Origin of the sequence: Bradyrhizobium sp. 930_D9_N1_4 (assembly GCF_052076015.1) — a bacterium.
In the GTDB taxonomy this organism is placed as follows: Bacteria; Pseudomonadota; Alphaproteobacteria; order Rhizobiales; family Xanthobacteraceae; genus Bradyrhizobium.
Genome location: NZ_CP197236.1, coordinates 3,864,598 through 3,891,018 on the forward strand (window position 1 = coordinate 3,864,598; position 26,421 = coordinate 3,891,018).

Genomic DNA, 26,421 nt, shown 5'->3' on the forward strand with positions numbered 1-26,421 from the left:
CCCGGTCTTCCCGAGGTGCGGACGAATTGCGGTGATGTTGCCCAGAGGCAGGAACAATGGCTTCGTCGTCCCTCGAAGAGCTGTCGATCGCGACTGATGTGCTGATCGTCGGCGGTGGAATGGCCGGCGCGTGGGCGGCGGCTTCGGCCGCGCAGGCCGGTGCGCGGGTCGTCCTCGCGGACAAGGGCTATTGCGGCACCAGTGGCGTCACCGCCGCGGCGGGGCCTGGCCACTGGTGGGTCCCGCCGGATCCCCCGGCGGCACGAGATGCTGTTGTCACCAACCGCGTCGCCGCCGGCCTCAGCCTTGGCGAGGCGGAATGGATGTATCGCATCCTGGACCAGACGTGGCGCACGCTGCCGACGCTCGCCCGCCATTACAAATTCGAGGCGGACGACGAAGGGCGGGTGAACTACCGCGCGGTGCGCGGCCCGGAATACATGCGGGCGCTCCGCCAGCATGTGCTGAGCCATGGCGTCACTGTTCTCGATCATTCGCCCGTTCTCGAGCTGCTGGCGCGCGCCGACGGATCGATCGGCGGCGCACGTGGCTTGCGCCGGCAGGATGGCGGGCGGGCCTATCGGATCGAGGCCGGCGCCGTCGTGCTCGCCGCTGGCGGGACCAGCTTCCTGTCACACCTTCTGGGATCGCAAACCAACACCGGCGACGGCTATCTCATGGCGGCCGAGGCGGGCGCGGAGATGTCCGGCATGGAGTTCACCGCCGCCTACACCATTGCACCGGCGCATTCCACCATGACGCGCAGCATGGCGTATGCCTTTGCGAGCTATTTCGACGGAGATGGGAACGAGCTCGACCTGCCATTCGGTCCGGATCAAACCGTCCGCCTTGCGCGGGCTTTGCAACGCGGGCCAGTCTACTGCTCGTTGGACCGTCTGCCCGACGACATCAAGGCGAGGCTGCATACGATCTCGCCGAACGTGCCGCTGGTGTTCGACCGCTGGGGCATCGATCCTTACCGCGAGAGGTTCGAAGTCACGCTGCACAATGACGGCACCATCCGCGGGATCGGCGGCGTACGCGTGCATGATACGGATGGCGCGACATCGGTGCCGGGATTGTTCGTCGCCGGCGACAACGCCTCGCGCGAGAAGGTGGCCGGCGCGATCTCTGGCGGCGGTAACGTCAATTCGGCCTGGGCCCTGTCTTCAGGCGTGTTCGCAGGGCGGGCGGCGGCGCGCGTGGCGCGCAGTGCGAAGGGGCGCGCCGCCGAACTCCGGCCGCTTGGCCGGACCGGGCTTCGTCCGCTGGGACAATCGAAGGCGGTCGATGTTGCCGCGGCGAGAGCCGGTGTGCGTGCCGAGATGCATCCGTTCGACAAGAATCTGTTCCGTACTGGAGCCGGGCTTGCGGCCTCGTCGCGCGAGCTCGAGGATCTATGGCGCGAGGTGGCGGATCACGGGCAGGACGGCACGCTCGCGCTGCGTGAGACGGCGGCGCTGCTGGCAACGGCGCGCTGGTCGGTGGCCACGGCGGCAGCGCGCAAGGAGAGCAGGGGGCTTCATCGTCGTGAGGACTATCCCGCACAGGATCCCGGATTGGCCGCGCGCCTGCTCAGTGGCGGACTGGATCGAGTCTGGGTGGCGCTCGACCGTCCAGCCGCAACCAACCGACCCGATCAGCTCGAGGTGGCATCATGATCGAACTCATCGTCGCCGAGCGTTGCACGGATTGCGGAGCCTGCATCGAGGTCTGTCCGGCCCATGTGCTCGACCGCGGCCATGCCGGCCTGCCGGTGCTCGCGCGCGTCGAGGATTGCCAGACCTGCTTCATGTGCGAGCTCTATTGCCGTGCAGACGCGATCTATGTCGCGCCGGATTGCGATCGCCGCGTCGCAGTGAGCACGGAGGATGTGCTGGCGTCCGGGCGGCTCGGCCAATACCGCAAGCATTCCGGCTGGGATGAATGGGCGGAGCAGTTTCCCAACGAGCAATGGCTGATGGAGACCGTGTTTCGCCGCGCCGGCGAAGCTGCGGCTCAGCTGAAAGCGAAGCAGGCTGACGTCACCGGCGGGACGTAACGTGGCCGCGCGCAGAGACGAATTCTTATGCTGCGTGGAGAGCTGTCATCCTGTTGTTGCCCGATGCCGGTGATCTTTGAAAAGACTATCTTGCTTCGAGCGCCTAGCATGTCCGCATCAATGCCATCATGAACGCGTGACATGAACACTCCCCGAATTGAAAGCAGCCGCGCATCCACTAGCGTGCGATCACCGATCATCGTCAATCAGCTTGGTGCCGAGGTTCGTGCCGCGCTGGCCGATCATTGGTCACGACCGCTGATCATGGATCATCCCGTCGATCGCCCGGCGTGGGAGGTTGCACCCGAGGCCGATGTGCTGCTGACCCGTCCTCTGGCGGGCTGGCCCAAGGCGCCCACGGACAAGCCTGCGGGATGGCCGTTCGGCTTGCGCTGGATCCAGACCGCATCGACGGGCGTCGATTTCTTTCCGGCGTGGCTGCTCGACGGTCCCGTGGTCACGGTCGGCCGCGGCATCTCCGCCGATCCGATCGCGGAATATGTCCTCGCGGCAATTCTCGGCTTCGAAAAGCGTATCCACCACATCCGGCCACGCAATCGCGCGGAATGGAAGATCACCCCGCTGGGCTCGCTCAGCGGCAAGACCATCGGGATCGCGGGCTTCGGCGCGATCGGCCGCGCCGTCGCCGAGCGCGTCAAGCCGTTTGGCGTCAACATCAAGGTCTTGCGGCGGTCGGCCTGGCCATACGTTCTTCCGGGTATCCAGCCCGTGGATAGTATCGAGGAGCTGGTCGAGATTTCCGATCATCTCGTCCTGGCGCTGCCGGCAACGACGAAGACGGCCCGCCTGATTAACGCCGACGTGCTGGCGCGAGCGAAGAAATCGCTGCATCTGATCAACGTCGCGCGCGGCCGGATCGTCGATCAGTCCGCGCTCTTGCAGGCGCTCGACGAGGGCCGGATCGCCGGCGCCACGCTCGATGTGACGGATCCCGAGCCGCCGCTGGATGGTGACCCGATCTACGACCACCCCAAGATCGTCCTGACCCCGCACGTGTCGTGGACGGGTGGTGAAGACGTCAAGCGGCTGGCCGACAAGACGCTTGTGAACCTCGACGCCTATGCGCATGGCGTGCCGTTGGCCGATGTCTTCGACAAGAACCTCGAATACTAGAAAAAGGAACCTATGCCATGAACAAGGTCGTCGAGAAGCCCAGGAAATATTCGCTGGTCGAGCGTACGCCGGCGGCGTCGTTTGAGGAAGAAAGGCTGCACCGCAAGCAGCGGCTCGCGGCTACGTTCCGGCTGTTCTCGCGTTATGGCTTCGATCAGGGCCTCGCGGGCCACGTCACCGTGCGCGATCCGGAGTTTCCCGAGCGGTTCTGGATCAACCCGCTGTCGAAGCATTTCAGTCAGATCAAGGTGTCCGACCTTCAACTCGTCGATCACGATGGCAACATCCTGATCGGCGACAAGCCGATCAACCAGGCGGGCTTCGTGATTCATTCGGCGATCCACGCCGCGCATCCGGAGGTGATCGCGGCGGCCCACACCCATTCCACTTACGGCAAGGCCTGGTCGGCGCTGGGCCGCCTGCTCGATCCGCTGACGCAGGATTCCTGCGCCTTCTACGAGGACCATGTGCTGTTCGATCCGTTCTCCGGCGTCGTGCTGGAGGCGGAAGAGGGCCGCAAGATCGCGCAGGCACTGGGATCGAAGAAGGCTGCGATCCTGCAAAACCACGGCCTGCTCACGGTCGGACCGACCATCGAAGCCGCGGCCTGGTGGTATATCGCGATGGACAATGCCGCGCGCGCCCAGTTGCTTTCTGAAGCCGCCGGCACGCCAAAGCCGATCCCGCATGAGATCGCCAGCCTGACCTCGCGGCAGGTCGGCACGCATAAGGGCGGCTATTTCAGCTTCCAGCCGCTGTGGGACTGGATCACCGAGGCGGAGCCGGACCTGTTCAACTAGGGATCACGGTTCCTGATCCGGGCTGCCAGCTCCGCGCATTGCTGGCGGATGTCGGGGACGGCGATGATCTCCCAGAATGCGGCCCGCGTGAGCGGGCCTATGGCGTAAAGGCGTCGCGATGGCGATCCCAGTCGATCGACGATCGCGCAGTCCGGCGTGACGTCGATGCCGATCCGCAACGGGTCGATGCGGGCATGGCCGGCATCGAGCAAGCTGCGGACGGCCGGGTTGCTGCTGGCGCCGGGGTCTCTCACGATGCCGGTACAGTCGACGATCGCTCCGATCTCGAGCTCCGAGAGTTCACTCCGGCCGCGCCGGCGGTAGCGGACGAGGGCACGGTCCGTGTTCGGAACGACGGTGACGAGCTTGCCCGGGATCACGGTCAGGCGTCCGGTCGAAAGCGCCTCTGCGATGCGGGCCTCGACCTCAGGTGCCGTGCGATGGCGATGGACGTCCCACCAGGCGCGCGCGTGCTCCAGGAATCGACGCCGGGATTCCGGCGGAAGCTCCTGCCAGAGCCGCTGGGTGAAAGGCCTGACGGCATCGATCGCGCTCCGCCAGTCGCCACCTTCGGCGACATGAATAGCGATACGGCGGCGAAACCAGCTCAGCAACACGCCGATCCGCGCGCCGAACGGGATTTCGCCCTCGCCAAGCCGCATCGCCTCGACGCGGCGATGAGCGCGCGGGAGCAAGCCGCGGCGGGACATGGCAACGATCCGCCCCTGATGACCGTGCCGCAGCAGCGACAACACATAGTCGACCATCGAGAGCCCGGTGCCGAGGATCAGCACCGTTGCGTTGCTGTCGATCCCGGCATCGGCAGGCGACGCCCAGGGATCGGCGTGCCGAGGCAGGCGCGAAGCTGCGGCGTCATGGCCGGTCGCGAGAACGGCCAAGGTGCCTGTGAGTGGCGCGCCCTCCGCGAGCGCGACCGTCACGCCGGATGCATTCTCCTGAATGGCGATACATTCATCCCGGATGATGGTGAGACCCTGCGCTCCGTCGCGTGCCTTCAGCGGCGCGATCAATTCGGCAAGGTAGTCCCCATAGGTCTGTCGCGGAACGAAGCAGTAGGGATCGGGACATTGCGGCCCGCCGGGCCGTGCGCACAGCCATGTCCAGAAATGTTCGGGATCGTCGGGCAGCGCGCTCATGTTTGAAACGCGTACGTTGAGGAGATGCTCGGGATTGCCTGCATGATAGGCAAGGCCGCGACCGATCTCGGAGCGCTTCTCGATCAGCGTGACGCGGAAATTGGGCGGAGACGTCTTCAGTAGCTGAAAGGCCAGCAGGACACCGCTGGCGCCGCCGCCTATGACGATCGCGTGCCGCCCCTCCGGACCCATCGTGCCGCCCCCCGTTATGATTGGCTGGTCAACGTCGCAGGACTGCGATTGGTTCTACGCCGCAAATGCGATGATAGTCGGACGATGGCGACATTTTTCTCTTGGCGCGGTAAGCGGAGATTATTTGCTATCAAGACCGCGCAAGACGGAATTATTTTATCTTCCGATCGAGCTCCTGCGCAGCGGCGCCCGAAAAGCAGCGCGATACAGTGCAGGGCTTGTGCCAAGGCGCGCTCTGAAGTGGTGCCTCATCGTGTCCGCCGAGCCGAAGCCGGTTTCCGTCGCAACGCTCTCGACCGGGAGCCGCGTTCCCTCCAGCAGCTCGCGCGCCTTGGCCACGCGCGCCTGTACCACCCACTCTCCTGGTGACATCCCGGTGGCATCCTCGAACCGGCGGATGAACGTGCGGCGACTCATCCCGGCCTGCGATGCCAAATTGGCAATGGTCAGGTCGCGGTCGAGATGGCGTTGGGCCCAGACGAAGACCGAGGCGAGGACATCGCCTTCGGCCTTTCGCACCGGCTGCGGAATGAACTGCGCCTGTCCGCCGTCGCGATGCGGCGCAATCACGAGCCGCTGTGCGATACGATTGGCGATCTCGGCGCCGAAATCCCGACGCACGATGTGAAGGCATAGATCGAGCCCGGCGGCACGACCGGCCGAGCTCATGACATTGCCGTCCTCGACATAAAGCACGTTGGCGTCGACCTGGGTGAGCGGATACCGCCGCGCAAGGGTCTCGGTGTGCGCCCAATGCGCGGTGGCGCGCCGACCGTCGAGCAGGCCTGCCGCGGCAAGGATGAAGGCGCCGGCACAGATCGAGGCCACCCGCGTGCCCCGCTTGTGCGCGCGCCTGAGTGCGTCGAGCAGCAACGGAGGCGGGGAGTCCATGATATCGAGCGAGCCCGGCACGATGATCGTATCGGCGCGGGACAATGTCCGCAGTCCCTCGTCAACGACGACCTTGAGGCCGTTGTTGGCCTTCAGGGGCTTTCCCGGTCGTTCCGAACAGATCACGACACGGTACCAGTCGGTCGCCATGCCAAAGACTTCGACCGCGAGGCCGAGCTCGAATGCGTTGACCCCGTCATAGGCGAGCACGGCCACGGTTTGCTTGCGCCGGGACGTTTCGGACCTGCGCGGCGAGGGGGCATTGTTTGGCATTATTTTCACGATAACCGGCATTCGTGCCACTGGTCAATCGGTCGGGCAGGCCTCAGCTTCGTCGTCGGCTTGAGGAGCTTGTCATCTGATGCTCGATGATCTGACTTATCTTGGCGGCGCGGATGACCTGCGACCGCCTTATGCGCAGCCCTCTGCGCTGGTTCGCGCCAAGCAGCTCGACCGGCTCGACGGGCATTGCTGCCGGTTCATTGCGAAGTCGCCGCTCGTGATCATCGGTTCGTCGCACCCTGACCGTGGCCAGGACGTAAGTCCGCGCGGCGATGCGCCGGGTTTCGTCCGCATTCTCGATCCGCAACATCTGGCCATCCCGGATCGGCCCGGCAACAATCGTCTCGACACGATCGAGAACCTCTTCGCCGAAGCATCCATCGGCCTGTTGTTCGTCATTCCCGGCATAGATGAATTGCTTCGGGTCAACGGAACGGCACGCCTGACACGCTCTCAGCCCTTGCTGGATCAGATGGCGGTGCGCGACAGGGCGCCGAAGCTCGCGATCATCGTCACCGTTCAGGAGGTATTCCTCCATTGCAGCAAGGCGTTCAAGCGCGCGCGGTTGTGGAGCGACGACTATCGCCTCGATCGCGCCGAGCTTCCGACGCTCGGACGGATGCTGGCCGACCAGACGGGATCAGGCACCAGCGCGGCCGATATCGAGGCCCGCATCGACGCCGATGCACGCAACAATCTCTATTGAAGGAAATCACGATGAAACTCACGCTCCTGCGCAATGCGACGCTGAAATTGGACATTCTGGGCAAGTCGCTGCTGATCGATCCGTTCTTCGCGCCGAAGGGTTCCAGGCCGTCCTTTACCGGGCGAGCCCCCAATCCGCTGGTCGAGCTGCCAATCAGCCCGGAGGCGATCCTCGATGACGTCGAACTCGTCATCGTGTCGCATCTGCACGCCGACCATTTCGATCCCGTTGCACAGGAGCTGGTGCCGAAACATCTGCCGCTGATCTGCCAGCCCGGCGACGAGGACAAGATCCGCTCCTACGGCTTCAGCAACGTCACGCCTCTCGTCGACACCTTTGTCTGGCAAGACATCCGCTTCCAGCGACGCGAGGGTAGCCACGGCCTTGGGCCGGTCTTGCAGAAGATGGGCTCAGTGATGGGCTTCACGATCACGGCAAAGGACGAGCCGTCGCTGTATTGGGCCGGCGACACCGTGCTGTACCCGGCGGTCGAGACCATCATCGCGGAAAGCCGGCCGGACATCATCGTCATCCATCCCTGTGGCGCGAAATGGGATGGCGACCTCATTACGATGGACGCGGCGCAAGCGGTCGCGACGTGCCGGCTCGCGCCCGGCGCCGTGGTGATCGCGACACATATGGACTCCCTGGATCATGCGACCGTGAGCCGGGTCGACCTGAAGCAACACGCCGGGGACCATGGAATCGGGCCGCAGCAGCTTATGATCCCGCAGGACGGCGATTGTCTGGTGCTGCCGGCCGGTCAACTTACATAGAGCGGCAGGTCGCGCGGATTGCGTCGGCGCTTTTCCGCATCGCGATGTGCGGCTGCCGGATCGTTGCCGCACGCTATGCAAATTGCGTCCTGAATTCATTTCGGGGGAGGATCGCCTTCGTCAGCGGCCAAATTTGGAATTCAAATGAGATCGCGCGCCGATATATCGTCGAGCGATACGTCAGTTGCGCCTGGTCGGCATGCCTCGCGCATTCGTTCCCGTCCGGGGAGGGGTGACGTTGCGACAAGGGGCAGCAGCATGATCGATCGTCGGCAATTCCAGTTATTCGCGGCCAGCCTCGTCTTCGGCGGGGCCGCCGTCACTTCGGCTGCGCGCGCCGATGGCAAGGCATTTCGAATTGCATTCCAGAAGGGCGCTGGGAATCTGATCTTTCTGAAGGAACGCGGAATCCTCGAGCGCAAGCTCTCGCCGCTCGGCTGGTCCGTCACCTGGACCGAGTTTCAGGCCGGGCCCCAGCTTCTCGAAGCCCTCAATGTCGGAGCTGCGGATTTCGGACTCGTGGGCGAAGCGCCACCGATCTTCGCCCAGGCGGCCAATGCGAATATCGTCTACGCTGGCTACGAGCCCGCGTCGCCGAAGAACGAGGCGATCATCGTCCCCAAGGACAGCACGATCGCGACGGTCAAGGACCTCACGGGCAAGCGCGTCGCGCTCAACAAGGGTTCGAACGTCAACTATCTCCTGGTTCGGGCGCTGGAAGCCAACGGCCTTGAGTACGGCGACATCACGCCGGCTTACCTCGCACCGGCGGATGCACGGGCGGCATTCGAGCGCGGCGCGGTGGATGCCTGGGTGATCTGGGATCCCTATTATGCGGCCGCCGAGCTCAGCCTTGGTGCAAAGAAAATCGTCGACGGAACCGACCTCGCACCAAACGTCTCCTTCTACATGGCCTCGCGCCCTATCGCCGAGCAGAATTCGGCAGTGCTGAAGGCCGTACTTGCAGCGGTCGACGAAATCGATGTCTGGATCCGGGACAACCGCAAGCAATATGCGACGGAGCTTGCCCCGAAGGTCGGCCTTCCCGTCGAAGTGATCGAGCGTTCGGTCAACCGCGCCGAGCCGGGCGCCCGGCCGATCGATGCCGCAACGCTCGAGGGCCAGCAGAAGATCGCAGATGCGTTCGCGAAACTGAAGCTCATTCCCAAGTCGGTGAACGTCACCGATGCGGCCTGGAAGGTCGGACAGTAGCGCCGGTCGCTTCCGTCACCGACAGAACGCCGTTTGCACCGAAAGGAAATTTGACATGTGGATCAAGAAGCGCCGTTCGTTGTGGGTCGCGATCGCACTGATCGCCGGGATCGTTTCGAACTTGCCGGCACATGCGGCCGACAAGGTCGTCCGTATCGCGCACCAGAAGCTGAGCACGCTTGCCCTCTTGCGCTCGACCGGCCAACTCGAGGACAAGCTCAAGGCGCTTGGTTACAAGGTGACCTGGACGGAATTTCCGGCCGGACCTCAACTGCTCGAAGGCCTGAATGTCGGCGCGGTCGATTTCGGCCATACCGGGGAGGCGCCGCCGGTGTTTGCACAGGCAGCCGGTGCTCCGCTTGTCTATGTTGGCAACGAGCCGAGTTCTCCCACCAGCGAAGCCATTCTCGTGCCTGACAACAGTGCCATCAAATCGGTGGCTGACCTCAAGGGCAAGCGGGTCGCCCTCAACAAGGGCTCCAATGTTCATTATCTCCTGGTCCGGGCGTTGGAGCAGGCCGGGCTGCAATACAGCGAGATCACGCCGGTGTTCCTTACGCCTGCGGATGCGCGGGCTGCGTTCGTCGCAGGCTCGATCGATGCATGGGTGATCTGGGACCCGTTCCGCGCCGCCGCCGAGGCGACTGCCAATGCCCGCACGCTCAAGGACGGGACGGGACTCGTCGCAAACCATGAGTTCTACCTGTCATCAAAGACGTTCGCGGCCGAGAACGCGCAGGCCGTTGCCGCAATTCTTGCGGCGGTGGGCGAGGAGGGTGAGCGGATCAACGCAAATATCCCGGCGGTGGCCGCCCAGTTCAGCCAGGCGGTCAGCATCCCCGCGCCGATCCTCGAGACGGCCCTCAAGCGCACGTCGTTCGGTGCAAAGCCGATCAGTGCTCAGGTCGCCGCCGATCAGCAGAAGATCGCCGACGCATTCTTCAAACTGAGCCTGATCCCCAGAGAGATCAAGATCAGTGACGCCGTGCCGCCCGGTGTCGTGGCGGCAGGCCGATAGTACCGGCCCTCTCGTCAGAGCTTCGTGCCGACACGAACGACCAGTTCGATGAACCAGCGCAGCGCCGGGTCGGTGATGGCATGGCGCGTGTGGAGAAGGTCGATGGGGAACACCTCCACGTCGTAGGGAAGCGGAACGACGTGCACGCCTGCGGATGAAGCGAACCGGCGGGCGATGCGCTCGGCCATGGTCGCCACGAGGTCGGTGCCGGCGACTGCAAACGGCACGGCGACGACATGGGCCAGCGTAACCGCCGTGCGCCGCTTGCGTCCGTGCCGGGCCAGCATGGTATCGATCGCGCCGGGAAGCCCGTCGCCTCCCGCTGACGAGAACAGCGCATGGGGAAGGCGGGTGTAGTCGTCTTTGGTCAGCTGGACTTTCTGCCTGGCGCGCTTGGCGTCGCGAATGCAGACGAAGTGCTCCTCGAACAGCGTGGTCCGGGCGATGCGCGCGGAAGCCGGAAGATGGCCGCCGATCAGCGCGTCGACGTCTCCGTGCTCGAGGTTCGCGACGCTGACGGCCGCGTCGATGATGGGACGGACCACGAGATCGATACCGCGCGCCTCCCGCCGCAGCGCCGCGACCAGAGGCGGGACGACGACGAGGTCGCCATAGTCGGTCACCGCGATCGACAGGCGCCGGCTGGCTGTCGCGGGATCGAAGCCTGATCCGGGCGCCAGCACGCCCCGGATTTGTCCCAGTGCGTCGCTGATCGGCCGGGCCAGCGACAGCGCCTTGGCCGTCGGCTGCATGCCGGACGCCGAGCGCACGAACAGCTCGTCGCCGAACAGCGCCCGCAGGCGCGTCAGCACGCTGCTCATGGACGGCTGCGCCAGGCCGATGCGCGCGCCGGCGCGGGTCACGTTACGCTCGTCCATCAGTGCCTCGAAGGCGACCAGGAGGTTGAGATCGACGGAAGCTAAATTCATGTGAGCAATGATAGGCATACTAAAAATCGATTTCAAGAATGTCGCCGGAAGTGGTCTATTCGGGCGAACGAACCGATTGGACGGGGCGCATGCGATCCTCACTCCTGCGCCTCATCCCGCGCGGACCGACATTGCTGGTGTTCGGCGTCCTGCTCGGGCTTGTCTGTCCTGCTCTGGCGGATCTCGCGCGCCCCCTGATGCCGGCCACGATCTTCGTGATCGTGCTCGGCACGCTGCTGCGGATCGATGGCCAGGCTGTCGTCGCCGCGCTGCGCCGGCCGTCGCTGTCCGTGTTGTTGCCGGCCGTCGTCATGGTCGCCTGTCCGTTGGCGATCGGCGCGGCTGGTCAAGCTCTCGGCCTTGATCCGGAACTCGCGCTTGCGATCGTGCTCGCCGTGTCTGCGCCGCCGTCCAGCGGCACGGCCGCGGTCGCCCGCATGCTCGGGCTCGACGGCGCGGTGCCACTCGTCGTGACCGTCCTCTCCATGGTGCTGGCTCCGGTCACCGTGCCGCTTCTTGCCGGCTGGTTCGGCGGGCTCGAGATCAGCGCGCTTGAGCTTGCGCTTCGGCTGGCGCTGTTGATCGGCAGCGCGGAGGGCGTTGCCTTCCTGCTCCGCCGGCATGCGGCGCCGGTTCTGGCCGCCCATGGCGGCCTCGTCGACGGCATCATCGTTGCGGCGCTTCTTGTCTTCGCAGTGGCGACCATGGCCGGCATTCGGACGCAGATCGCCGTGGATGTGCAGACCGCAATGTTCTGCGCCGCGCTTGCGTTCGCTTGCAACATCGCCCTCCAAATTGCCGGTAACGCGTTGTTGCCGGGAACACTGCCCGAGCGCCTGACGGTCGGGCTCATTCTCGGCAATCGCAATGTCGGGCTGGTCTGGTCGGCGCTCGGCGCTGCCGCTTCGCCACGCATGGCTCTATACTTTGCCGCGACCCAGTTTCCGATCTACATCCTGCCGCGCCTAATCGAGACTTTGATTGGCCGTCACAAACAGAAGGCCAAAGCATGACCACGTCCCGTCTCACCCGCGAGCACGCTGCGCAGTTCGCCGGTATCGCGCTCGGCCATGTCGGGCGCGAATACCCCAACAATGTAGACCACGCGCTTGCCGAAGATTCGGACGCCCGCACGCCGAGCCAGCTGCACCCGATCTTCTATGGCAGCTACGACTGGCACTCCTGCGTCCACAGTTACTGGATGCTGGCGCGGCTGCTCCGGCGCTTTCCGGATATCGCGGCGGCGCCCGACATTCGCACGCTGTTCGATGCGCAGTTCGTCCCCGACAAGGTCGCTGCCGAATGCGCCTACTTTGCCCGCCCGACCGCCCGCGGTTTCAAGCGGCCCTATGGCTGGACCTGGCTCTTGAAGCTGGCGACCGAGCTGTCGCTCCAGGCGGACGATCCCTGGGGCCGCAATCTCGCGCCGCTGGCCGAAATCATCGCTCAGCGCTTTCGCGACTTCCTGCCGTTGTCGTCTTATCCCGTGCGGGTCGGCACGCATTTCAATACAGCATTTGGCCTGCGCATGGCCGCCGACTACGCCGATGTCAGCAAGGACGAAGCACTGGCGAAGCTGCTGCGTGAAACCGGCCTGCGCTGGTATGGCGAGGACCGCGATTGCCCGGCCTGGGGCGAGCCGAGCGGCGACGATTTCCAGTCCTCGGCCCTGATCGAGGCCGAGTGCATGCGGCGCCTGCTGCCGCCGGACCAGTTCTTGCCCTGGTTCGACGGGTTTTTGCCGCGTCTCGCTGAGAGGCAGCCGGCAACGCTGTTCCGTCCCGCGATGGTCGCCGACCGCACAGACGGCAAGATCGCCCATCTCGACGGTCTTAATCTCAGCCGGGCCTGGTGCTGGCGCTCTCTCGGTGGCGCCTTGCCGGCAAGCGATGCGCGGCGCGTGATTGCTCACGAGGCAGCGCAAGCGCATTTGGCCGCGGGTCTTCCCCATCTTGCCAGCCACTACATGGGCGAGCACTGGCTCGCGAGCTTTGCTGTTCTCGCGCTTGATGACGAGGCGTGAGCGATGCTCTCCGCCGCGATCACTCGGCGGCAACGATCAACTGAGGCCGTGGCTCCGGCACGTGCCCGACACTGGCGCCACCCGACGGGATCGAGGCCAGCAGCGACCTGGTATAGGGCTGCCGGGGATCGTCGAAGACCTCGGTGACGGTCCCGTGTTCGACAATGCGTCCACGGTGCATGACCGAGACGGTGTGGGCGAACTGGCGTACCAGGGCCAGATCATGGGATACGAAGACATAGGTCAGGCCAAGATCGGCCTGCAGCGAGAGCAGGACCTCGATGATGTCGGCCTGAACGGTGACATCGAGCGCGGAGGTTGGCTCGTCCAGTACGATCACGTCGGGCTTGAGGACCAGCGCGCGAGCAATCGCCACGCGCTGGCGCTGGCCGCCTGACAACGCTCCGGGCCTGCGGCCGATCAAGTGCTTGCCGAGCCCGACGTCGGCTAGAGCCTGGTGGACGCGCTCGTCGCGCTCCTTGCGCGATCCGATTTCGAACCGGTCGAGCGGCTCGCGCACCAGCCGCTCGATCGTCCAGGTCGGGTCGAGCGAGGTGAACGGATTCTGATAGATCAATTGAAGGTGACGCCACGCCGCGCGCAGCGACTGTGGCGAACGCTGGCTAATCTGTTCGCCGGCGACCGCGATCGTACCGGCGTCTGGCTGCTCGAGCCCGAGCAGCAGCCGGATCGTCGTCGTCTTGCCCGAGCCCGACTCGCCCACCAGTGCATGCGTGGTGCCGGCGGCAACGGCGAACGACACGTCGTCGACGGCGGTCAGTCTTGTCCCATCGACGGCAAAACTCTTCGTGACGGCGCGGACCTCGATCTTTGGTGCCCCGCCAGTTTTCGCTTTGCGAAAGCCCGGATCGCGCAGCCCGGCGTAACGGTCGGGGTTCAGCGCCGGGACATCGGCGTGCAGCTTCCTCGCGTATGGGGAACTCGGCGAAGCGAACACTGTTGCGGTCTTGCCGGCCTCCTGGACGACGCCGTCCTTGAGCACCACCAGCGATTTGGCCCGCTCAGCGGCGATCGCGAGATCGTGGGTGATCAGCAGCAGGCTGATCTTGAGCTCTTGCTGCAATCGCGAGAGTAGGTCGAGAATCCGCTTCTGGATCGTGACGTCGAGCGCTGAGGTCGGCTCGTCTGCGACCAGCAGTGCCGGGCGCGGGAGAACGGCTAGGCCGATCAGCACGCGCTGGAGCATGCCGCCGGAGAGCTGGTGAGGATAGGAATCGTAGACGCGCTGCGGATGATCGAGCCCGACCTGCGCGAATGTCTCCAGGATGAGTTGCTTACGGATCTTCCCGACGCGCTCGTCGAGCAACGCAGCCGCCTCCTGCGCTTGAACGCCGATCGTGCGTACCGGGTTGAGCGAATTTGCGGGATCCTGTGGGACGAACCCGATGGCCCGTCCCCGCAGCGGCCGAAAGCCGCGCTCGGATATCCCCAGCACTTCCTGACCGTCGAAGACGATCCGTCCGGTGGCGCGCCCATTGCCGGGGAGCAGTCGCAAAACGGCGCGGGCAATCGTCGATTTGCCCGAGCCGGATTCCCCGATGAGGGCGAGGCTCTCGCCGCGGCCGAGTTCGAATCCCACATTGGTCACGACCTGGTTCGGGCCGTAGGAGACCGATAGGCTGTCGACCCCGAGCAACGGAATCGAGCGCAGCGGGAGCGGCGCGATGAGTTCGGCCCGGGCAAAGGTGGAAGTCAGTCCGTCTTGCGGAGCCATCGGCTGATCCTGTTCACGGAGAGGACGGTCGCGATCGTGACGAAGGCGGGCGCGTAAACCAGCCACGGCCATTTGAGATAGTCCTTCCCGATCGAGATCAGCAGGCCCCAATCGGAGGCGGGCGGCGGGTCGCCGTAGCCGAGGAATGCAAGGCTTGCGATGACCAGGATCGAGAGGCCGAACTGGAGCACGGCGAGCGGCAATATCGAGCGCGATGCGTTCGGCAGCACATGCCGCAACAGGACGTGCCAGCGCGAGCCGCCCAACAGGAACGAGGACTCGACGAAGGTCGCCTGCCGCGTCTTGATCACCTCCGAGCGCATCACCCGGGCGAACACGGCCACGGCCGAGATGCCGGTCGCGATCGCCGCGTTGGTCGTGTCGAAGCCAATCGCGGTGACGACGATGACGGCCAGCAAAAAGTTCGGAATCGCCAGCAACACGTCGACAAGGCGCGCGAATACGATATCCACCCAGCCACCGAAGAAGCCGGCCAAAAGACCGATGAAGCCACCGGCGACTGCGGCGATCACGACGGCAATAAGTGCGCTCTGCACCGAGGACGCCGTGCCATACACGACGCGGGTATAGAGATCACGGCCGAGATGATCGGTCCCGAACCAGTGCCCGGCGCTTGGTGCGAGCAACTTCTCGGCGGGAACACCATTGAACGGGTTCTGGCTCGTGAACCGGCCCGGCACGAGCGACCAGGCGATCACGAGTGCGATGACTGCAAACGAGAGCACGACGCTCGCGGGTACGCTCAGGGATGTCAGCCAGCCAGTCGCCGATGCCCGTGGCGCAGTGGAGAGGCTGCTCATGATGTCGCCCCCTGGGTTACTGCGGCGGAGCTGTCCTCAGCGGTGCTCGGGCGTTGCCTCACGCCGCCATTGAGTTTCACGCGGGGATCCAGCAAGGGATAGACGAGGTCGGCGATCAGATTAATGAGCACGAAGACCACCGCCGCGAGCGAAACGACCGCTTGCAGGACGGGGAGGTCCTGCGTGCTCACCGAACGCTGCACCAGGCTGCCGATGCCGGTTCGTCCGAACACCGTCTCGGTGATCAGCGAGCCGCCAAGCAGCTCACCGATGGTGAGAGCGATGATGGTGACGACCGGGAGCGAAGACGGCTTGAGCAGATGCTTTGCGAACAGACGAGCCTGCCCGAGACCGCGGCCGCGTGCGACAGCGGCATATTCCTGACCGGACTCGTGGTCGAGGTTGGCGATCAGAACCTCCGCGATCTGTGCGGAGATGGGAATGCCGAGCGCGATGGCGGCAAAGAAGGTCGCCCAGAAACTGTTTGGATCGATCACGCGGAACAGGCCGAGCTGGAAGCCGAAGGCGTGGATCAGCACCAGGCCGATCACGAAGTTCGGCACCGACAGGAACAGCGACGGGAAACCACGCAACAAACCCTGGCCGAAGCGTTTGGGAAGGAACTGGGTGCCATAGGCGATCGTCACCGCCAGCAGCAGCGCGACTGCGAAGCCTGCGGAGGCAAGGATCAGCGTCGAGGGGAGAACCTCGGCGATCAGCGTCGTCACGGGTCGGCTCGACCGCATCGACAGGCCGAAATCGCCGGTCACGAAATGGGTCAGCGAGGTCCAAAGCTGGACCAGGATCGGCCGGTCTAGGCCTTGGGCGGCGATGATCTTCCTAATTTCGTCTTCGGTGAATCCGTTCTGGGGATCGCGCAGGACGTTGGTGATGGGGTCGCCCGGCAGGATGCTGACGACCACGAACGTGAAGATGTAGGCGAGCAGGATGACGACGAGGGCCTGGGCGAGGCGCTTTGCGGCATAATGGAAGTACGCGCTGTTCATGCCGCTCGCCTCGTCGCGTTGCTCAGTTTCACGGCGCGCTACTCGCTGATCGACGCCGTGTAATAGCTGGCATAGGCGATACCGTTATAGACCTCACCCTTGAGCTTCGACGACTGCACGTAGATGCGCTGGACAATCTGCGTGCGTGGAATGAAGTAGCCTTGCTCCAGTACATATTTTTGCAGCTCGTCGAGCAGGGGCGCGCGGATCTCGGCGGTACTTGCGCCGGCGATCGTGTCGCGCAGCTCGTTCAGCTTCTTGTCGCTTTCGCCGAGGGCAAACCAGTCCTCGCCATTGTTGGCGTTGGTGAGAATGCTCGCCACCGTGCCGGCATCGATGAAACTGCGCGTCACCTCGTAGGCCGGAACGGCTGGACCCCCAAACCTGACCTTCTCGCCGAAGGTGACGACGTCGTAGGCCCGGATGTTGACCTTCCAGCCGATCTTGCCGAGCTGCTGGGCGATCAGCTCGTCGATCGCCTTCGATGTCGCGAGATAAGGATTGGAGTTGAGCGTCAGCGTCAACGGCTTGCCGTCCTTGGTGCGGATGCCGTTGCTGCCCTTGGTCCAGCCCGCTTCGTCGAGCAGCTTCTCGGCCCTGCCGGGATTGTAGGCGAGCAGGGCGCTTTGGTCGGTCGCACCGGGGACATTGCTCTGGATGAAGGACGTCGCGAGCTTCCAGTCGGGCGTGTAGACGGTGTCGATGATCTCCTTCCGGTCGATGCCGGCCTGGAAGGCCTGGCGCACCTTCACGTCGTTGTACGGCTCCAGCTTGGTGTTGATGGCGAGGCCGTTGACGAAGCCGAGATAGCGCGGGGTTGCGATCGTAAAGCCGGCGTCCTTGAGGGATTTCAATTCCTGCGGAGACGGGCTGTAGGCGACATCGGCCTGACCGGACTGGACCGCGGCGACCCGCAGCGACGGTTCCGAGACAAGCTTGTAGGTGATCGAATTGAGATGGGCCGGGCCGGTGTGGCCGACCGCCGCCGGACCCCAATTATAGTCCTTGCGCTTCACCAGCTTGACGAAGTCCCCTTCCTTCCAGGACGCGACCACATACGGTCCGCTGCCTGATGTCTTGCTGAGGTCGGCTTGCTGCGTGGCGGGCTGCGCGATTGTCTTCGGCGAGATGAGAATGGAGCCGTGATAACCGAGGGTCGGAATGAAGCCGAGTGTTGGCGCCTTGAAGAAGACCTTCACCGTCGCGGCGTCGACCGCCTCGGCACGGGTATAGGTCTTCGGGAACAGGCCGATTGGATTGATGCCTTCGTTCTTGCGGCCGGCGTACCAGATGTCGAGGTTGGCGACGACGGCCGATGCATCGAGCGGTGTGCCGTCGGAGAAGGTCACGCCTTTCTTGAGATGGAGCGTGAACTGGGTGGCGTCCTCGTTCTGCTCCCAGCGCTCGGCGATCCAGGGGCTGACCTTTCCGTCGGCGTCGACATAGACGAGCTTGTCGGTGACGTGGCCCCAGATATGGCCCTGGAAGCTGGAGATGGCGCTGTTGTTCGGGATCCACGTGCCGCCAAGTGAATCGATCAGGAAGGTGATGTCGCCGCCGTCGCGCGGGCCGCCGGCACTTTGAACCGGAGACAGGCCCGCCATTGCCGTCAGGGCAACGGCCGCCACCATCGAGGTCGCGGCCAACAGGCGACGCCGGGAAAGAGAGCGCGAAGAAAGGCGTGCGGTCATGGATAGCCCCTGATGATTGCTGGCGCCGATCGCGTCACCGTTTCCCGGAGATGCTTTGGCACGATCGGAGTTTGCGCTCAGGAGAAGCGAAACGAAGATAACTGGCCATTCCAAATTTGGCGTGAGACGGACAACAAATGCGTCGGCAGTGGGGCCATGTGCGCAACAGCCGTTTTGTCTTTCGTGCGATCGTGGTCCGCTGAGGACCAAAAACGCATCAATTGCGACGTTCGATCACACGCTATTCGATTTCAGCTTCGAGATCGTCCTCTTCAAGTGCGTCAACTCGCGCAGGGCGGCGTCGGATTGAAAGGACATTCTGCAAAATCCCGCGCGCGGTAGAACGGCACCAATGCCCGCGACCGAAGAACGAATTTTCCTACCATCGAATTGCGCGCCGGAGTTTGCGAAGGTGGCGCCGTCTCAGGTGAGACGGAGCAAGTTCGATTTCATGACGGATGCGTCGCTACTTTCCGGGCCTGCCGATGCAAAGGCGGCGCCTGCAGCCGGTCGCACGGAACCATTTTCGCGCGCCGGCGCGCCCGTGGTGACGGTGGTTGCCGACGTTGCGCGCCTGTCCGAGGCTGCGGGATCGCGCCGGCGGGGGCTCGCATGGCGCTCGGTCGTGCTGCCCTGGCTTCTGCCATTCGGCCTGCTGCTGGTCTGGCAATTCCTCTCGGTGACGGGGATCGTGTCCACGGCGATCGTGCCGGCGCCGTCCGATATCTGGGACGCTGCTCGGCAACTGGCCGCGCGCGGCGAGTTGCAGCACGACATTCTTGTCAGTCTGCGCCGGGTTGCGATCGGCTTCAGCATCGGTGCGTTCGGTGGATTGCTGTTCGGCCTGGCCGTAGGGCTGTTCGAGCCGCTGCACGATCTGTTCGATCGGTCGCTGCAGATGATCCGGACCATTCCGCATTTGGCCTTGGTGCCGCTGATGATCCTCTGGTTTGGAATCGGGGAGGAGCCGCGGCTCATTCTCGTCGCGATGGGATCGCTCTTCCCTGTCTACATCAACACGCTCGGAGGCATCTGCAACGTCGATCCCAAGCTGGTCGAGCTTGGAAGATCCTACGGCCTTGGCCGCGCCGAGCTTGTCTGGTCCATCATTCTGCCGGCGGCGCTCCAGCCGATCCTGGTCGGCATGCGCTATGCGCTCGGTGTCGCCTGGCTCACGCTCGTGGTCGGTGAAACCATCGCCTCTCGGGATGGCGTTGGTTACCTCGTGCAAAATGCCCGCGAGCTGCTGCGCATCGACATCATCGTGCTGGCCATCATTCTCTACGCCATCGCAGGCTGGCTGTCGGATCTCGTCACGCGCCTGATCGAACGGCGGCTGCTGCGCTGGCATCCGAATTATGCGGACAGGGTGAAGGCATGAGCGGAGCCAGCGTCAGCCTGCGTTCGGTCGGCAAATCATTCGCCGGCCGCACGGTCCTTGACGGCGTCGATCTCGACATCGCTGCCGGCCAGTTCGTCTCGATCATCGGGCCCAGCGGCGCCGGCAAGTCGACGCTGCTGCGTCTCGTAGCAGGCCTGGATGCCCCAACGCGTGGTCGCATCGAGCTCCGCGCGACGGGCCACAAGGCAGACGTGCGGCTGATGTTTCAGGAGGATCGCCTGCTGCCGTGGCGGACCGTGCTCGGCAATGTGTTGCTGGGCGTCAAGGGCAGGAAGCAGGATGCCGGGAGCATTCTCGAGGCGGTCGGATTGCAGGGGCGCGAAAGTGAATTTCCGATCGGGCTGTCCGGCGGCCAGCGTCAGCGTGTGGCGCTGGCGAGAGCGCTGATCCACGAGCCGGATTTGTTGCTGCTCGACGAGCCGTTCGGAGCGCTCGACGCCATCACCCGGGCTGCGATGCAGTTGCTGCTTGAACAATTGCTGGTCGCGCGGCCGCGCACCGTCGTCCTGGTCACGCATGACGTCGAGGAAGCGTTGCTGCTCTCCGATCGCGTGCTTCTGGTCAAGGATGGCGGCATTGCGCGCGATCTGATCTTCGACCAGCCGCGTCCGCGGCATCGCGGCGATCCAATGCTGTCGGCTCTGAAAGAAGAGCTGCTCGACGGTCTGCTGACGGCCGAACGCGATTTGGCTGCCGTTGCATAACAAGATGAAAGGATGACGATATGACTTTGAGGGGTTCGATGCGCGGTGGCGCGGATATCTCGCGGCGCACGGTGCTGTCGATCGGGGCGGGACTTGCCGCAGCGGCGACAGGCGTCAGCGGATCGTTGCGCGCGAATGCCGCCGATGCCGTGCCGTCGCAGCTGACCGTCGCGGTGATTGGCGACGGCCGCACCGGCGTCTGGGCATCGCTGCGGGCGGGCGTGGGTGGCCGCAATCTCGAGCAGGAGCTCGGCACCAAGATCGTCTGGCAACCCGGTTTCACAGCATCGTTGCCGGTGATGGAGGCGATCAAGGCCGGCTCGGTCGATTTCACCTTTGCGACCGCAACGGCGGTCGTGAATGCCGTTCCGGCGCGTGTTCCGATCGTGCCGCTCGCGGCTTACCCGTTGCCGGTCGACGAAGTGGACTTCCTGGTGCAGGCGAACTCATCGATCAAGACCGCGGCCGACCTGAAAGGCAAGAAGATCGCCCATCAGAACGGCACGACGGGGACTTACAGCCTGATCAAATATCTGGAGACAGCAGGCCTCAGATTGTCTGACGTCCAGGCAGTGAGCCTGAGCGGGGCGGACGCGTTCACGGCCTTCGCGCAAGGTAGCATCGATGGCTGGATTCACTGGCAGCCGGCCACCGCGCTGGCACTGACGAAGCTTGGCAGCAAGGCGCGTCTGCTTCCCGACGTGAAGACCTATGACTACGCCTTCTACGTGGCGCGGAGTGAAGTCGCGGTGAAATATCCGCAACTCTTCGCGAAATTCGTGAAGATCATCCGGGAGACCCAGGCCTATATCTATGCGCATCCGGCTGAGTCCGTTGCGCTGTGGGCGTCGCAAGGCGGCTTTCCGCCGAACGGGACCGAGCAGGCGGTCTACGAAAAGCTTGTCCGCGATGCCAGGCTGTCGGAGTCGACTGCCGTCGTGCTCAAGCCGGTCGATGAAGCGGCGGCAACATCGACCCAGGACCTCGCCGACAATTTTCACGCGCTCGGCGTGCTTCCGAACAAGGTCGACGTCAAATCCTTCCTGCTCGGCGCGCAGTTCGACGCCGCCAAGAAGGCCGTGGCGTCGGAGCTCGGCGCGTAAGCAGCGACGCCTGAACCAGCAACAGAGACATCCTCATGAACGCATCAGCCGGCGAGACGGTGTCGATCACCTCCGCCACCATCGGCCAGTTCGGCCGCTATTTGCTCAGCGCTGGAACCAACCATTTCATCTCGGACCAACGTGTCGCCGTCGGCGGTCCCGGCGAGGCGATCAACGCCGGTGAATTGCTGCTGTCGTCGCTCGGCAGCTGCTCGCTCGGGCTGATCCAGAAGACGGCGAAGGAGCAGGGGATCGTTCTGCGCGAGGCTGGAGCCGAAGTCTCGTTCCGGCGTCACGCGACCGATCCGACCCAGTACGAATGGATTCAGATCGTGGTGCGCCTGTCCGGCGTGACGGCGGCCGAAGCAGAAAAGCTGGTCGCCGGCTTCACCGCCAATTGCCCGATCTACAACACGCTGAAGCGCGGCGGTCCCGTCGAGATCTCCTGGACTGTGAGCTGATCCATGCCTGACAAGAAACTGCACCTTGCCGCCTTTGTCTCTGCGGGTCCCGTCTCCGGCAGCCACGCCGGATGGCGTCATCCGGAAGCGGACGGCGATCTACTCTCCGCTTCCTACTATCAGAACATCGGGCGGTTGCTGGAGCAGGGACGTTTCGATCTTCTGTTCATTGCCGACATCCTGGCGATCCCGGATACGCTGGGCGGCAGCCTCGATAGCCAGCTTCGCTACGGCGCGCTGGGTGCGTTGCGGCTTGATCCCCTGGTGGTGCTCTCGATCATTGCGGGTGCGACCAAGCATCTTGGTCTTGGTGCGACCATTTCGACGACCTACGCTCAGCCCTATGTGCTCGCGCGGGCGCTCGCGACGCTCGATCATCTCAGCGGCGGGCGCGCCGCCTGGAACATCGTCACTTCGTTCCAGGAGGCAGAGGCGCGCAATTTCGGCCTGACCGAGCAGCTCTCGCGCGAGGGACGCTACGAGCGCGCCGACGAGTTTCTTGAAGTCGTGACCAAGCTGTGGAATTCGTGGGAGGACGGTGCGCTCGTCCGGGATCGCCAGACGCCGCTATTCGCCGACCCTGCGCGTGTCCACCGGATCGACCATTCGGGCAAATGGTTCAACGTGCAGGGCCCGCTCAATGTCAGCCGGCCGCCGCAAGGACGCCCCGTCTTCATCCAGGCCGGTGCCTCCGATCGCGGCCGCGATTTTGCGGCGCGATGGGCCGAAATCATCTTCGTGACACCGGGCTTGATCGACGTCGCGGTCGAATTCCGTAAAGACCTGCGCGCCCGCGCGGTCCGTTTCGGCCGTGACCCCGATACGATCAAGGTGCTGCCCGGCATCGTCCCTGTCATCGGCGACTCGGAGAAACAGGCCAAGGCGCTGCACGACCAGCTCCACGAATTGTCGCATCCCGAGTCCGGTCTCTCGACACTGTCCTATCACCTCGGCGTCGACCTCTCGCGCTTTCCGCAGGATCAGGTCCTGCCCGAGAATCTCGACGTTCCCGGTGTCGAGGGGCACTATCGCGAAGTCTCCGAACTGACGCGACGCTCAGGCTTGAGCCTTGCCGAGCTTGGACAGCGCTATGGCGCGGGGAGAACCACCAGCGGCTTCGCCGGGACGCCAGGTACGGTGGCTGATCGCATGCAGGAGTGGTTCGAGGCCGGCGCCTGCGACGGCTTCATGTTGCAGGTCCCTTATCTTCCGGGCGGCCTGGAGGAATTGGTCCACGGCCTCGTGCCGGAGCTGCAACGTCGCGGCCTGTTCCGCTTGGAGTACGACGGTTCGACTCTGCGCGATTCGCTGAGATTGCCGCGTCCGGCGGGATGATTTGCGAAATTTCTCAAATTCGGGCGCTTTCCTTAAGCGGAGATATTCCTTGGGCGCGCTCCAGCGGGTCAAGGACCGCATCGAACGGTTCAATGTGATGGCCAAGTGTCGTTCTCCGCGCACAACGGCCCGCATTGCGGATCGACCGAACCGGCCGGTCCTTATATCCGCAGCCCACGGCAGGTGCGGCGCCACCGGTTGGAGGAACGCAACGATCTAAGTCGGCGGCTGTTCGGCTGATCGGGCGACCTTGCCGTGGAGAAGGCCGGCTCAGTCCTCATTCCCGTCACGATAGCGGTTCACTAAAATCGACAGTAAAGCGGGGCGGTTCCCGCCGCGCTGACCAAGGACAAGCCCGACCAAGACCCCAGTCAGAACAGCCATCGAATCCCAACTCCCCCGCGTTTGGTTAATCGTGGCCAAAAGAAGAAGTTGAATTTAGTAAGTTGCTGAGATTACGTGACTATTTGACACTGTAGTGTCTCGGCAACAATGTGGTACGAATACATCAGTACCCGCCCAGGGCGGACCCGTTTTCAGCACCCATTGCCGGAATGACCAGCGCAGACACCTCGGCCGCACACTTCGACACGGCCCTAGCGGAAGAGCCCCGGCGTTGGTCGGTGCGGCGCTGGCTGGCGCCGTTTGCCGTGGTCCTGGCGCTGGGATCTGCCTTCCTGACGTTTGTCGTCCTGACCGGCCTCACCACGATCGAGCCGACGCCCGAGATCGTCCGCTCGTTCTACCTGATCAACGCGGCCACGATCCTGCTGCTGGTCGGGATCATCATCCGCGAGCTCTGGCAGATGATCGTGGCGCGGCGGCGGGGCAGGGCGGCGGCGCGCCTCCACGTCCAGATCGTCAGCCTGTTCTCGATCGTGGCCGTGCTCCCGGCGGTGCTGGTCGCCGTCGTCGCCAACGTCACCATCGAGCGCGGCCTCGACCGGCTGTTCTCCGGGCCGACCAAGGAGGTGATCCAGAATTCGCTGACGATCGCGCGCGCCTACATGCAGGACCATGCGCAACTGATCCGCGGCGACATTCTCGGCATGGCCAACGACATCGCGCACGCCCGCCCGCTCTACGACCAGGACCGCCGCTCGTTCCGCGAGCTGCTGACCTCCAGCGCCGGCTCCCGCAATCTGCCGGGCGCGATGATCATCGACAAGAACACCAACATCCTGGAATCGGCCGACACCGGCATGCGGCTGGCCTATTCGCCGCCGGCACCGGACTTCCTCAGCAACGTCAACGAATCCGAGCCTGAGATCGCGGTGCTGCCGGATGCGAGCTTCGTGGCTGCCGTGATCCGCCTGCGCGCCTTCAACGACACCTTCCTCTACGTCGCGCGGCCTCTGGATCCGAATGTTGTCAATCAGCTCAAGCAGACCGAGGTCAGCGTCGCCGAATACTCCCAGATCGAGTCGCGGCGGCTCGGCATCCAGGTCGCCTTCGCGCTGATGTTCGCGGTGATCGCGCTGACCATTCTGATGGCCTCGGTGCTGATCGGCCTCAACTTCGCCAACTCGCTGGTGTCGCCGATCCGGCGGCTGATGAACGCGGCGCATACGGTCTCGACCGGCGATCTCAATGTGAAGGTGCCCGTGCATCAGTCGGAAGGCGATCTCGCCCAGCTGGGTGAGACCTTCAACAAGATGACGCAGGAATTGCGCAGCCAGCGCGACGAGCTCGTCAACGCCAGCGATCTCATCGACAGCCGCCGCCGCTTCATCGAAGCCGTGCTGTCCTCCGCGAGCGCCGGCATCATCGGCGTCGATACGTCAGGCAGCGTCGGCATTCTCAACCGCTCCGCCGAAAAGCTGATCGGGCACTCCGAGGCGGAGACGCTCGGCCATCCGCTCTCCGACGTGCTGCCCGAGCTCGAAGAGATGATGAAAACGGCGCGGGAAGGCACCCAGCGCCTGGTGCAGGGCCAGATCACGATCACGCGCGACGGAGAGGAGCGGAATCTCTCGGTTCGCGTCAGCGCCGAGAAGACCAGTCAACCGCGCGACAGCTACATCATTACGCTCGACGACATCACCGAACTCGTTTCGGCGCAGCGCACCTCGGCCTGGGGCGACGTGGCGCGCCGCATCGCTCACGAAATCAAGAACCCGCTGACGCCGATCCAGCTCTCCGCCGAGCGCATCCGCCGCAAATTCGGCAAGGCCATCACCGAGGCCAAGGACAAGCAAATCTTCGAGCAGTGCACCGACACCATCGTGCGCCAGGTCGACGATATCAGGCGTATGGTCGACGAGTTCTCGCGGTTCGCGCGGATGCCCAAGCCGGTCATGGAGGGCGAGGACGTCATTGACGCCGTGCGGCAGGCGGTATTCCTGATGAAGGTCGCCCATCCCGAGATCGATATCGAGACGGAGTTCAAGGAAGATCCGCTGCGCGCCCAGTTCGACCGGCGGCTGATCTCCCAGGCGGTGACCAATATCGTCAAAAACGCCACCGAGGCGATCGAGCAGGTCTCGCCGGAAGAGCTGGGTAAAGGTCGGATCGATGTCGTGGTCTCGCGCGAGGGCGAGGACGTGCTGATCGACGTCGTCGACAACGGCATCGGCCTGCCCAAGGTCGCGCGCTCGCGCCTGCTGGAGCCCTATGTGACCACACGGGCCAAAGGCACCGGCCTTGGGCTGGCAATCGTCGGCCGCGTGCTGGAAGACCATGGCGGGCGGATCGAGCTGAAGGACGCTTCCGACTTCCGCGAGGGCCAGCGCGGCGCCTGGATGCGGATGCGCTTTGCGGTCTCCGGGCAACCGGCGAAGGCGGAGGGGGCCGAGCAGGCCCCGGTGGCCAAGGACGTCACCGCGGAAGCCGTGACGGAGCCGGCGAATGACGCGGCCGGAGCACAGGCCAGCGAGCCGGTCAAGGACGCGGCGCGAGAAACAAAAGAGCCGGCGGCCGAAACCAAAGAGCCGGCTGAAAAGACCAATGATTCAACGAAAATCGAAGCCTCAACAGGCAGCTGACAAGACAGGCGCGACCC

The 26,421-nt window shown here is 64.4% G+C and carries 23 protein-coding genes; 16 read left to right on the forward strand and 7 right to left on the reverse strand.

The features are described from left to right. Positions 1-56 precede the first annotated feature (56 nt). From AB7532_RS18215 to AB7532_RS18230, 4 genes are all read left to right on the forward strand, one after another. Positions 57-1,661: an FAD-dependent oxidoreductase gene (locus tag AB7532_RS18215; RefSeq protein ID WP_441236143.1), complete on the forward strand. Its 1,605-nt coding sequence runs from the start codon at positions 57-59 to the stop codon at positions 1,659-1,661. After that, complete coding sequence (locus AB7532_RS18220; RefSeq protein WP_441236144.1) at positions 1,658-2,041, forward strand: 4Fe-4S dicluster domain-containing protein; 384 nt, start codon at positions 1,658-1,660, stop codon at positions 2,039-2,041. Before AB7532_RS18215 ends, AB7532_RS18220 begins: the two co-directional genes overlap by 4 nt. A gap of 183 nt (positions 2,042-2,224) precedes the next feature. Then, on the forward strand, positions 2,225-3,175 hold the full coding sequence (locus tag AB7532_RS18225) for an NAD(P)-dependent oxidoreductase (protein WP_441236145.1): 951 nt from the start codon (positions 2,225-2,227) through the stop codon (positions 3,173-3,175). Positions 3,176-3,192: 17 nt separating this feature from the next. Beyond that, positions 3,193-3,975, forward strand: coding sequence for a class II aldolase/adducin family protein (locus AB7532_RS18230; RefSeq protein ID WP_441236146.1), 783 nt, complete (start codon positions 3,193-3,195; stop codon positions 3,973-3,975). Here AB7532_RS18230 and AB7532_RS18235 read toward each other — a convergent pair. Both AB7532_RS18235 and AB7532_RS18240 read right to left on the reverse strand, forming a co-directional pair. Continuing rightward, positions 3,972-5,324, reverse strand: a complete 1,353-nt coding sequence (locus AB7532_RS18235; protein ID WP_441236147.1) for an FAD/NAD(P)-binding protein — start codon at positions 5,322-5,324, stop codon at positions 3,972-3,974. The two genes, AB7532_RS18230 and AB7532_RS18235, sit on opposite strands and share 4 nt — an antisense overlap. 156 nt (positions 5,325-5,480) lie before the next feature. After that, positions 5,481-6,509, reverse strand: coding sequence for a DJ-1/PfpI family protein (locus AB7532_RS18240; protein WP_441236148.1), 1,029 nt, complete (start codon positions 6,507-6,509; stop codon positions 5,481-5,483). A 67-nt stretch (positions 6,510-6,576) separates the two neighbouring features. Between AB7532_RS18240 and AB7532_RS18245 the strand changes: the two genes are divergently transcribed. The 4 genes from AB7532_RS18245 (at position 6,577) to AB7532_RS18260 (ending at position 10,209) form a co-directional block, all read left to right on the forward strand. Then, on the forward strand, positions 6,577-7,203 hold the full coding sequence (locus tag AB7532_RS18245) for an MSMEG_1061 family FMN-dependent PPOX-type flavoprotein (RefSeq protein WP_441236149.1): 627 nt from the start codon (positions 6,577-6,579) through the stop codon (positions 7,201-7,203). 11 nt (positions 7,204-7,214) lie between these two features. After that, positions 7,215-7,979, forward strand: coding sequence for an MBL fold metallo-hydrolase (locus AB7532_RS18250; protein WP_441236150.1), 765 nt, complete (start codon positions 7,215-7,217; stop codon positions 7,977-7,979). Positions 7,980-8,237: 258 nt separating this feature from the next. Next, complete coding sequence (locus tag AB7532_RS18255) at positions 8,238-9,191, forward strand: aliphatic sulfonate ABC transporter substrate-binding protein (protein WP_441236151.1); 954 nt, start codon at positions 8,238-8,240, stop codon at positions 9,189-9,191. Between the two features lie 55 nt (positions 9,192-9,246). Continuing rightward, a complete protein-coding gene (locus AB7532_RS18260; protein ID WP_441236152.1) occupies positions 9,247-10,209 on the forward strand; it encodes an aliphatic sulfonate ABC transporter substrate-binding protein in 963 nt (320 codons plus the stop codon). Between the two features lie 14 nt (positions 10,210-10,223). Here the strand turns inward: AB7532_RS18260 and AB7532_RS18265 are convergent, their stop codons facing one another. Further along, positions 10,224-11,138, reverse strand: a complete 915-nt coding sequence (locus tag AB7532_RS18265; protein ID WP_441236153.1) for a LysR substrate-binding domain-containing protein — start codon at positions 11,136-11,138, stop codon at positions 10,224-10,226. Between the two features lie 89 nt (positions 11,139-11,227). On the opposite strand from AB7532_RS18265, the gene AB7532_RS18270 reads away from it, so the two are divergent. Continuing rightward, a complete protein-coding gene (locus AB7532_RS18270; RefSeq protein ID WP_441236154.1) occupies positions 11,228-12,151 on the forward strand; it encodes a hypothetical protein in 924 nt (307 codons plus the stop codon). Then, the gene (locus AB7532_RS18275; protein ID WP_441236155.1) at positions 12,148-13,161 is read left to right on the forward strand and encodes a DUF2891 domain-containing protein; all 1,014 of its coding nucleotides are present in this window, start codon (positions 12,148-12,150) and stop codon (positions 13,159-13,161) included. The genes AB7532_RS18270 and AB7532_RS18275 overlap by 4 nt, the downstream gene beginning before the upstream one ends. Positions 13,162-13,180: 19 nt before the next feature. On the opposite strand, the gene AB7532_RS18280 is transcribed toward AB7532_RS18275, so the two are convergent. The 4 genes from AB7532_RS18280 to AB7532_RS18295 are packed head-to-tail and all read right to left on the reverse strand — an operon-like array spanning position 13,181 to position 18,415. Next, on the reverse strand, positions 13,181-14,896 hold the full coding sequence (locus tag AB7532_RS18280; RefSeq protein ID WP_441236156.1) for an ABC transporter ATP-binding protein: 1,716 nt from the start codon (positions 14,894-14,896) through the stop codon (positions 13,181-13,183). Continuing rightward, entirely contained in the window at positions 14,875-15,717 is an 843-nt protein-coding gene (locus AB7532_RS18285; RefSeq protein WP_441236157.1) for an ABC transporter permease, read from the reverse strand. Before AB7532_RS18285 ends, AB7532_RS18280 begins: the two co-directional genes overlap by 22 nt. Next, positions 15,714-16,724 carry an ABC transporter permease gene (locus tag AB7532_RS18290; protein ID WP_441236158.1) on the reverse strand — a complete coding sequence of 337 codons (1,011 nt, stop codon included), beginning with the start codon at positions 16,722-16,724 and terminating at the stop codon, positions 15,714-15,716. Before AB7532_RS18290 ends, AB7532_RS18285 begins: the two co-directional genes overlap by 4 nt. Positions 16,725-16,762: 38 nt before the next feature. Continuing rightward, positions 16,763-18,415 carry an ABC transporter substrate-binding protein gene (locus AB7532_RS18295; protein WP_441236159.1) on the reverse strand — a complete coding sequence of 551 codons (1,653 nt, stop codon included), beginning with the start codon at positions 18,413-18,415 and terminating at the stop codon, positions 16,763-16,765. 451 nt (positions 18,416-18,866) lie between these two features. Here AB7532_RS18295 and AB7532_RS18300 point away from each other — a divergent pair, with 451 nt between their 5' ends. The 6 genes from AB7532_RS18300 (at position 18,867) to AB7532_RS18325 (ending at position 26,404) form a co-directional block, all read left to right on the forward strand. Continuing rightward, entirely contained in the window at positions 18,867-19,796 is a 930-nt protein-coding gene (locus tag AB7532_RS18300) for an ABC transporter permease subunit (RefSeq protein ID WP_441236160.1), read from the forward strand. Beyond that, the gene (locus AB7532_RS18305; RefSeq protein WP_441236161.1) at positions 19,793-20,521 is read left to right on the forward strand and encodes an ABC transporter ATP-binding protein; all 729 of its coding nucleotides are present in this window, start codon (positions 19,793-19,795) and stop codon (positions 20,519-20,521) included. Before AB7532_RS18300 ends, AB7532_RS18305 begins: the two co-directional genes overlap by 4 nt. A gap of 20 nt (positions 20,522-20,541) precedes the next feature. Next, the gene (locus tag AB7532_RS18310; RefSeq protein WP_441236162.1) at positions 20,542-21,624 is read left to right on the forward strand and encodes an ABC transporter substrate-binding protein; all 1,083 of its coding nucleotides are present in this window, start codon (positions 20,542-20,544) and stop codon (positions 21,622-21,624) included. Positions 21,625-21,659: 35 nt separating this feature from the next. After that, positions 21,660-22,085, forward strand: coding sequence for an OsmC family protein (locus AB7532_RS18315; RefSeq protein WP_441236163.1), 426 nt, complete (start codon positions 21,660-21,662; stop codon positions 22,083-22,085). Positions 22,086-22,088: 3 nt separating this feature from the next. Then, positions 22,089-23,420: an LLM class flavin-dependent oxidoreductase gene (locus tag AB7532_RS18320; protein ID WP_441236164.1), complete on the forward strand. Its 1,332-nt coding sequence runs from the start codon at positions 22,089-22,091 to the stop codon at positions 23,418-23,420. A gap of 554 nt (positions 23,421-23,974) precedes the next feature. Beyond that, positions 23,975-26,404, forward strand: a complete 2,430-nt coding sequence (locus tag AB7532_RS18325; protein WP_441236165.1) for an ATP-binding protein — start codon at positions 23,975-23,977, stop codon at positions 26,402-26,404. Positions 26,405-26,421 lie beyond the last annotated feature (17 nt).

Excerpts from the sequence above, each read along its gene's own strand:
- AB7532_RS18215 (WP_441236143.1), top strand. The coding sequence starts at position 57 with ATGGCTTCGTCGTCCCTCGAAGAGCTGTCGATCGCGACTGATGTGCTG.
- AB7532_RS18220 (WP_441236144.1), top strand. The coding sequence starts at position 1,658 with ATGATCGAACTCATCGTCGCCGAGCGTTGCACGGATTGCGGAGCCTGC.
- AB7532_RS18230 (WP_441236146.1), top strand. The coding sequence starts at position 3,193 with ATGAACAAGGTCGTCGAGAAGCCCAGGAAATATTCGCTGGTCGAGCGT.
- AB7532_RS18235 (WP_441236147.1), bottom strand. The coding sequence starts at position 5,324 with ATGGGTCCGGAGGGGCGGCACGCGATCGTCATAGGCGGCGGCGCCAGC.
- AB7532_RS18240 (WP_441236148.1), bottom strand. The coding sequence starts at position 6,509 with ATGCCGGTTATCGTGAAAATAATGCCAAACAATGCCCCCTCGCCGCGC.
- AB7532_RS18245 (WP_441236149.1), top strand. The coding sequence starts at position 6,577 with ATGCTCGATGATCTGACTTATCTTGGCGGCGCGGATGACCTGCGACCG.
- AB7532_RS18250 (WP_441236150.1), top strand. The coding sequence starts at position 7,215 with ATGAAACTCACGCTCCTGCGCAATGCGACGCTGAAATTGGACATTCTG.
- AB7532_RS18255 (WP_441236151.1), top strand. The coding sequence starts at position 8,238 with ATGATCGATCGTCGGCAATTCCAGTTATTCGCGGCCAGCCTCGTCTTC.
- AB7532_RS18260 (WP_441236152.1), top strand. The coding sequence starts at position 9,247 with ATGTGGATCAAGAAGCGCCGTTCGTTGTGGGTCGCGATCGCACTGATC.
- AB7532_RS18265 (WP_441236153.1), bottom strand. The coding sequence starts at position 11,138 with ATGAATTTAGCTTCCGTCGATCTCAACCTCCTGGTCGCCTTCGAGGCA.
- AB7532_RS18270 (WP_441236154.1), top strand. The coding sequence starts at position 11,228 with ATGCGATCCTCACTCCTGCGCCTCATCCCGCGCGGACCGACATTGCTG.
- AB7532_RS18275 (WP_441236155.1), top strand. The coding sequence starts at position 12,148 with ATGACCACGTCCCGTCTCACCCGCGAGCACGCTGCGCAGTTCGCCGGT.
- AB7532_RS18280 (WP_441236156.1), bottom strand. The coding sequence starts at position 14,896 with ATGGCTCCGCAAGACGGACTGACTTCCACCTTTGCCCGGGCCGAACTC.
- AB7532_RS18285 (WP_441236157.1), bottom strand. The coding sequence starts at position 15,717 with ATGAGCAGCCTCTCCACTGCGCCACGGGCATCGGCGACTGGCTGGCTG.
- AB7532_RS18290 (WP_441236158.1), bottom strand. The coding sequence starts at position 16,724 with ATGAACAGCGCGTACTTCCATTATGCCGCAAAGCGCCTCGCCCAGGCC.
- AB7532_RS18295 (WP_441236159.1), bottom strand. The coding sequence starts at position 18,415 with ATGACCGCACGCCTTTCTTCGCGCTCTCTTTCCCGGCGTCGCCTGTTG.
- AB7532_RS18300 (WP_441236160.1), top strand. The coding sequence starts at position 18,867 with ATGACGGATGCGTCGCTACTTTCCGGGCCTGCCGATGCAAAGGCGGCG.
- AB7532_RS18305 (WP_441236161.1), top strand. The coding sequence starts at position 19,793 with ATGAGCGGAGCCAGCGTCAGCCTGCGTTCGGTCGGCAAATCATTCGCC.
- AB7532_RS18310 (WP_441236162.1), top strand. The coding sequence starts at position 20,542 with ATGACTTTGAGGGGTTCGATGCGCGGTGGCGCGGATATCTCGCGGCGC.
- AB7532_RS18315 (WP_441236163.1), top strand. The coding sequence starts at position 21,660 with ATGAACGCATCAGCCGGCGAGACGGTGTCGATCACCTCCGCCACCATC.
- AB7532_RS18320 (WP_441236164.1), top strand. The coding sequence starts at position 22,089 with ATGCCTGACAAGAAACTGCACCTTGCCGCCTTTGTCTCTGCGGGTCCC.
- AB7532_RS18325 (WP_441236165.1), top strand. The coding sequence starts at position 23,975 with ATGACCAGCGCAGACACCTCGGCCGCACACTTCGACACGGCCCTAGCG.